We start from the raw sequence: 6411 nt of genomic DNA on the forward strand, positions 1-6411 counted from the left end.
CCCCTTTATTACTCTTTATCTACCCTGTATTTTTTAGGTGTAAATTTTTTCTTAGCTAATCTTTTTGCTAGTCTCATGGAGTTTTCTATGGATGCTAATAAAAGTTCTCGATCTTCCTCATCTAAATCGTCTAATGTTAAACCATCATAGTTAGCATAACTACCACTATCCACACCATTAAGAACTTTCTCCAAATCCTTTTTTAAGTCTTTTTCATCTTTTTCTGTTAATGGGGGTAACATTTCACCGTTGTAGTCAATATAACCAGCTGCTTTCATTAGTTCGTTGTAATCTATTTTAAGAGCATGGGCCAATTTTTCAATTGTAGGAGGTTTAGGTACACCTCGTTTTCCTGTTTCTATTCTTGATAGCTGTGAAGAACTTATTCCTGAATATAAGGAAAGTTGATTTATAGTTAAACTTTTTTTTGCACGAATAGATTTTAAATATTCCCCGAAATTATTCATAGAAAAAATCACCTCCAACATTATGTAATATCTAAATATTAAGCAGTTTCATTCCCAAAAGGCAATTAAATGAAAAGAAAAATCAAAAAATGTGTTGCCAAAAGGGGAAAAATGTTTTATATTTATGCCATAAGGCAATTGCCAAAAGGGAAGGTGAGGTAATGAATCAAGATATTCAAATTAGAAAAGACTTTTTAAGTGACTATTTAAAACAAAACAATTTAACTGAACGTGAATTTGCAAAATTAATTGGTGTTGCACATAGTACAGTGAATAGAGTTTTAAACGGTAAGCGGAATCCAGGTAGCAAATTTATTGCTGGAATTTTGAAGCGGTTTCCTGAGTTAACCTTTGAAGAACTTTTTATTTTTAATAACAACTTGCCAAAAGGGGATAGAACGGCATAAAAGTAAATATAAACCCCTTTTCACCAACTAAATAAGTATTGAAAACGACACAGACAGAAGGAGGTAATATCATGAATCAATTAGTCGTTATTCAAAATCGTCAGGTAGTTACAACCTCATTGCAAATTGCAGAATCATTTAACAAGGAACATCGCAATGTTTTAAGGGATATTGAAGGGTTGCTCAAAACTGAGCATACCCAACATATGTTCTTTGAAGATACTTACGAGCATCCACAAAATAAGCAGTCTTACAAAATGTATTACACGAATCGAGACGGCTTCACGCTCTTAGCAATGGGCTTCAATGGTCATAAATCACTAGAGTTTAAATTAAAGTACATTCAAGCTTTTAATGCAATGGAGGAGCAACTTCAACCACAACCATTATCAGAAAAAGAACAGCTAAAAGCTTCTATGAGACTATCATTGGAAACTTCTGAAGAAGTAGAAACATTGAAAGTAGAAGTAAACGAAGTCAAGCAAACTGTTCAAACACTAGTAGACACAATGCGTATAGATGGCAATCAAGAAGCCCAAATAAATAAGCGAGCTCGAGAAGTGATTGTAATAGCACTAGGTGGAAAAGAATCTACTGCCTATAAAAAAGTAAGCCGACAAGTGTTTTCTGCTTTTTGGAGAGACTTTAAAAACCATTTTGAAGTACCTCGGTATGGAGAAATTCCAAAGACAAGGTTTGCAGAAAGCATCAAATTTATCTCTATGTGGCAGCCCTCTACAACACTCAGAATGGAAATTAATTCTTATAACCAACAGGAATTAAAACTTATTGAAGGGGGTGCCATCTAATGGTGACTCTATATGATAATGATTTGTCTCAAATGGTTTTGAAAACAGCTGGACTTACAAAAAAAGAATTACTAGAAAGATATGACCAAATGGCACAAGAAACAATCACAGAACGCACAATGTACTGGGATATTGATGATCTAGTACGTGAAACAAGATACAGTAAAGCATCTTTGGAAAAGTATATTACATGTGATCCTCGTATGAAGGTTCATCAAAGACAACTTGGACCGAGATTTAAGCGGGTGTGGTTATCAGAACCCACAGCCATAGTTCTCGAAGAGATACTTAATAATCAATTTGCATAAAAACATACCCGGACAGGTACGCAACATGTTGAGGAATCAAAAGACATCAAGAGAGGCGAGGGCAAATCGCCTCTATAAATACTACCAATCTTTTAAGGGGTTGGGGCAAACAACCTCTTAAATGTTTATAAGCAATTTTTTCATTGCTTATAATTCAAGTTTATTAGCATCAATTGGTAATTAGTAGTCCATTTTCAACTATAGTCAATTTCCGACTAAGCGAGGAGGTGGACAGATTGAATTTATTAAGTGCATTGGATTATCGAAAACTACTAAAAAAATTTCGAAAAAATGCAGAAATGACTCAGGAAGAAATTGCAGATAAGCTGAATATTTCCCAATCACATGTAAGCAAATATGAAAGTGGTCGGAAAATTATTGATATAGAGACTTTTATGCTTTGGACTCGTATTACTAATTCAGATGCACATCTAGCATCAGTCTTGTTTGGAGTTGATTTATTGAATACTGCAACTCAAATAATGCCCGCAATACCAATGTTTATAGGAGGAATGTCTGGATGGATGCTTTAAAAAAGCTTGAGCTAGAAATAGCAAAATTAAAGGCTTGTAGAGAGGATTTGTATACCGCTATCAATGAACATAACAATCGCGGTCAATTAAAAGAAGCCGCAGAATGTGGTCAAAAAATTAAAAACATATCAATTACTATATCTCGTGTTGAAGCTCATATCAGAGATCACAACAACTTTATGTGGCTTATCAATAATTTAGATTCTCGTGGAATCTTACCAGAGGAGTTGAAAAGGAATGTTCATTAGAAAAAAATCATGGGAAGCAATGACAACAAATGAAAAATTGATTGCTCTTTACTTCGCTTCCAGTAGAAAGCTGTCAGTTCGTTGGTCGCTAATAAAAAAAGCTGCTTAATCGGATGCACGATTAAACAGCGACTAACATATACAAAACCTATTATATCACAAAACTCAGGAGGTCACTATGAATATTGAAGTTTCATTACAAGATTCTAAATTAAAGGCAGAAAACATTCAAGATTTTCACATGAGCGATATTATCAAAGGTTTCTTTTTAACATTAAATAGCCTAGATGGTAATAACAACAATTCTATTAACAAATCTCCTATTAAGAAAATAGACTTCAAACAACCAGTTTCAAAAAATGAAAATACTCAGTCCAATGAAAAAATGACTACTGTAACAAAATTATCTTCAAAGATACTTCCTAAAATCAATGACGAACGAACTTTGAATACACCTATAGCTGAGTTGATTCAACAGCCTGAAGAACATTGGGTTACTGGTATAAAAGTGGAAGATGACGGTACTAATCGTTACAGAGCCTATTATTGGTGTGAATGTGGAAGTAAGGGCAAGAGATACGTAAATGAAAAGGATGAAATTGTAAATTGTAGAGATTGTGGACAAGAAATGGTTCTTGAAGCTGCTACTCTCAATTATCAAGAAAATGGGTTGCCTGAAAGAGACAGTTTCGGAAATTTCTTTATTGCTCGGGAAATGGTTAATACAAATTAAATGATTAGGCGATTGCGAGTCAAACTCGCTCTCGTCAAGCAGTTTGTAAATGGTTGGTTAGCCGCTTCCTACTGGGAATTTACAAGCTGCTTGATGGGACTAGCCATCAATCTATGCTGAAAGGGTGATGAAAATTAAAAAGGACTACTGTTCCAGCAGCAGTCCTAAAAAAGAAACTTTCAAATAATAGTTACTAACTATTTTACGTTACGGACTTCCAAAAATCAACTAGGAGGATATGTTCATGAATAGTCAAGAAAAGCCATTGACTTTAGCTCAAAAGCTTGTAGAGGTTCGCCGTAATATCGGTGGGTTTACAAAAGATGCACAGGGCTACAACTACAGTTATGTATCAAACTCGCAAGTATTATCTAAGATTCAAAACACTATGAACGATTTAGGTGTGTTACTAATTCCTAAAGTATTGGATCAACATTTTAAAGAACATCCATACAAAGATAAATATGGTAAAGATAAATTGGATTTTATCGTTTATGGAAGTATGACATATGTCTGGATGAATGCAGATGATCCCAAAGATATTATCGAAGTGCCATTTTATTATACAGGTGCTCAAGATGACGTTTCGAAAGCATTTGGAAGCGGGCTAACATACAGCGAACGTTATTTTATTATAAAATTTTTCAATTTACCTACGGATGCAGACGATCCAGATGCTCGTAATACAAGTGGTCATTCAAGTAGTGGAAATAATCAACCACAGAACAAACAACATGAAGCACCACCACAAAATCAATCAAATCCTACAGGACTGAGGACTCAAGAACAATTTAATGCAATAGCAAACTTGTTGAGTGAAGTTGCTGAAGTTCATGGCTCAGATCCTAATACCGTTTATAACGGTGCCATGCAGAAATGTAAAATTCCTGATAAGAATTCGGATATTTTAACAACGAAAGAAGCGGATAGATTAATTCAATATTTACGTGCTATCAAAATGCAAGTATCTCAATGAATTATGTACCACATAGAGTGTTATTGCCTCAATGGATTTTCGAGCAGGCAAAAGGAAATAAAGATGAAATTAGGCGTCTGGTGCTCACATACATGCAACGCTATCCACATTACAGAACTACTGAAATACGTGGTAGTTTCGCAATATGTGAGCGCAAAGACGAGATTTTATAGGAGGGCAAACGATGGAGAGCAGAAGCATCGTAAGAGTTGAAAAGAATAAGGATTATACAGTTATTAACAACACTTCCATCCAAGACACTAGACTGAGCTGGAAAGCAAAAGCCATACATGTATTTATGCTTTCTAAGCCAGACGATTGGACTTTTTACAATGAGGAAATGCAGCAATGGGCAAAGGATGGCAAGGACTCGTTTACAGCGGGGCTAAGAGAGTTACAGAAATACGGCTATGTAAAAAAAGAACGCCGTCGTATTGAAGGTGGAAAGTTTGATTATATAACGATTGTCTATGAAGTACCGTATATAGATTCACCGCATACGGAAAACCCGTCACCGGATGAACCGTACATGGGAAATCCGCTACCGGAAAAACCGTCGACGGATAAACCGTTAACGGAAAACCCGCAACTACTAAGTACTGATATACCAAGTACTGATTTACTAAGTACTAATACATTAAAAAATAATAATGATTATAGGGCTCCTGCTTACGCACCGACCAAAATGCCAACACCACCTACCAAAAATGCTTTCGCTTTTTATGAGCAAAATCATTTCGGGGCATTAGGTTCCATGATTGTATTGAAAATTGACACTTGGATTAATGAAATGTCCGAACCATTAGTAATACATGCTATGGAAAAAGCTGTTATGAACGGAAAAACTAACTGGGGTTATGTAGAAACTATTTTAAAAGATTGGTGGAATAAGAAGTTGTTCTCACTTGAAGCAATCGAAGCGGAGGATTTGCGTTGGAAAGATCAACGCATAAAAGCAACTCAGCAAGCTCAACTGCAGAATAGACCTCAAAGGACTTATCAGCAACCTAGACGAAAGGAGCGGGTGCCTGAATGGTTTGAAGATAGACATATTGATAATGCTGCTACACCAACAGAAATAACTGATCCAGCCAAACCTCCTATGGACTTTGAAGCAGAACGACAGAAAATACTAGCTATGTTAGGAAAGGCGGAATGACTATGAGCAGACATCAAAAAATCCGCAATCATTTAATAAAAGCACTGCAAGCTAAAGGGAAATCACTGGACAAGCTTACTGACAGGGCTTTATTAAAAGCAATCACTAAACATTAAGGGGGAGTCATAAATGTCTGAAAAAGTAAATGTTAATAGAACCGTTGCAGATGCTTTGGATGTACTGGTTAGAAAATACGGAGCAGATCGTTTGATAGAAAAATTTTCAAATTACAAACAACAATGTGTAACACATGACACAAGGAATGTAGATTTATTGGCACCTATCAGTCATTTATCAAATTATGAATTAGCTGAGATTTTAGTGTTTGGGTACAAAATTTCCGAAAGTCCGGAAGAACGTTTTAACTATTTTTATGAAAAATATTCAAAATCAGATCTTCGATTTGAGCAAGATTTCTTGAATGGGATGCTTGCAGTAGCAGAGTGGTTTGGCTTAGATGTCAAAGGGGTGAAGGAGTAGGTGGCACCAGTTAAATCCGTACCATTCCGCATCGTTACAAAACCTCGAACTGTTCAAGTAGGTGAAAAAATCGAGTTTGAAGAAAACTCAGCACGTATTACAACCATCAAAAAAATAGAATTTTTACCTGGTGATTTTATTGCAGTTATTGGTTTATGTAGGGAGGTTAGAGTGTGATTACCAATGAGCAAGTAGTAGATCGCATCAACAAACTCATAAGTGAGTATGAGTTCCCGCTTCCAGTCCTACAAGACGTACAAAAGCGATTAAGTGACAGTAATTGCCCACATT

The 6411-nt window shown here is 35.6% G+C and carries 12 protein-coding genes; 11 read left to right on the forward strand and 1 reads right to left on the reverse strand.

All coding sequences use genetic code 11. The annotated features are described in order from the left end of the window. Positions 1-8 precede the first annotated feature (8 nt). On the reverse strand, positions 9-467 hold the full coding sequence (locus tag ACQKIM_RS23745) for a helix-turn-helix domain-containing protein (RefSeq protein WP_427548710.1): 459 nt from the start codon (positions 465-467) through the stop codon (positions 9-11). Positions 468-628: 161 nt separating this feature from the next. Between ACQKIM_RS23745 and ACQKIM_RS23750 the strand changes: the two genes are divergently transcribed. The 11 genes from ACQKIM_RS23750 to ACQKIM_RS23800 form a co-directional block, all read left to right on the forward strand. Continuing rightward, the gene (locus ACQKIM_RS23750; protein ID WP_427548712.1) at positions 629-874 is read left to right on the forward strand and encodes a helix-turn-helix transcriptional regulator; all 246 of its coding nucleotides are present in this window, start codon (positions 629-631) and stop codon (positions 872-874) included. Positions 875-945: 71 nt separating this feature from the next. Further along, positions 946-1683, forward strand: a complete 738-nt coding sequence (locus ACQKIM_RS23755; protein ID WP_427548714.1) for an ORF6C domain-containing protein — start codon at positions 946-948, stop codon at positions 1681-1683. Further along, positions 1683-1991 carry a hypothetical protein gene (locus ACQKIM_RS23760; protein ID WP_427548715.1) on the forward strand — a complete coding sequence of 103 codons (309 nt, stop codon included), beginning with the start codon at positions 1683-1685 and terminating at the stop codon, positions 1989-1991. The genes ACQKIM_RS23755 and ACQKIM_RS23760 overlap by 1 nt, the downstream gene beginning before the upstream one ends. A gap of 236 nt (positions 1992-2227) precedes the next feature. After that, entirely contained in the window at positions 2228-2524 is a 297-nt protein-coding gene (locus ACQKIM_RS23765; RefSeq protein ID WP_427548717.1) for a helix-turn-helix domain-containing protein, read from the forward strand. Further along, positions 2512-2772 (forward strand): hypothetical protein, encoded by a 261-nt coding sequence (locus ACQKIM_RS23770; RefSeq protein WP_427548719.1) that lies wholly within the window; start codon positions 2512-2514, stop codon positions 2770-2772. The genes ACQKIM_RS23765 and ACQKIM_RS23770 overlap by 13 nt, the downstream gene beginning before the upstream one ends. Positions 2773-2950: 178 nt before the next feature. After that, on the forward strand, positions 2951-3505 hold the full coding sequence (locus ACQKIM_RS23775; RefSeq protein WP_427548721.1) for a hypothetical protein: 555 nt from the start codon (positions 2951-2953) through the stop codon (positions 3503-3505). Positions 3506-3749: 244 nt separating this feature from the next. Beyond that, on the forward strand, positions 3750-4481 hold the full coding sequence (locus tag ACQKIM_RS23780; protein WP_427548723.1) for an ERF family protein: 732 nt from the start codon (positions 3750-3752) through the stop codon (positions 4479-4481). Positions 4482-4665: 184 nt separating this feature from the next. Then, positions 4666-5640: a DnaD domain-containing protein gene (locus tag ACQKIM_RS23785; protein ID WP_427548725.1), complete on the forward strand. Its 975-nt coding sequence runs from the start codon at positions 4666-4668 to the stop codon at positions 5638-5640. Between the two features lie 129 nt (positions 5641-5769). Further along, positions 5770-6120: a hypothetical protein gene (locus ACQKIM_RS23790; RefSeq protein ID WP_427548727.1), complete on the forward strand. Its 351-nt coding sequence runs from the start codon at positions 5770-5772 to the stop codon at positions 6118-6120. Beyond that, on the forward strand, positions 6121-6297 hold the full coding sequence (locus ACQKIM_RS23795) for a hypothetical protein (protein ID WP_427548728.1): 177 nt from the start codon (positions 6121-6123) through the stop codon (positions 6295-6297). Further along, a partial coding sequence (locus tag ACQKIM_RS23800) for a DUF6877 family protein (RefSeq protein ID WP_427548730.1) occupies positions 6294-6411 on the forward strand: 118 nt, incomplete at its 3' end. The genes ACQKIM_RS23795 and ACQKIM_RS23800, both read left to right, overlap by 4 nt.

This window comes from Lysinibacillus sp. NPDC047702 (assembly GCF_050272555.1).
Classification (GTDB): Bacteria; Bacillota; Bacilli; order Bacillales_A; family Planococcaceae; genus Lysinibacillus.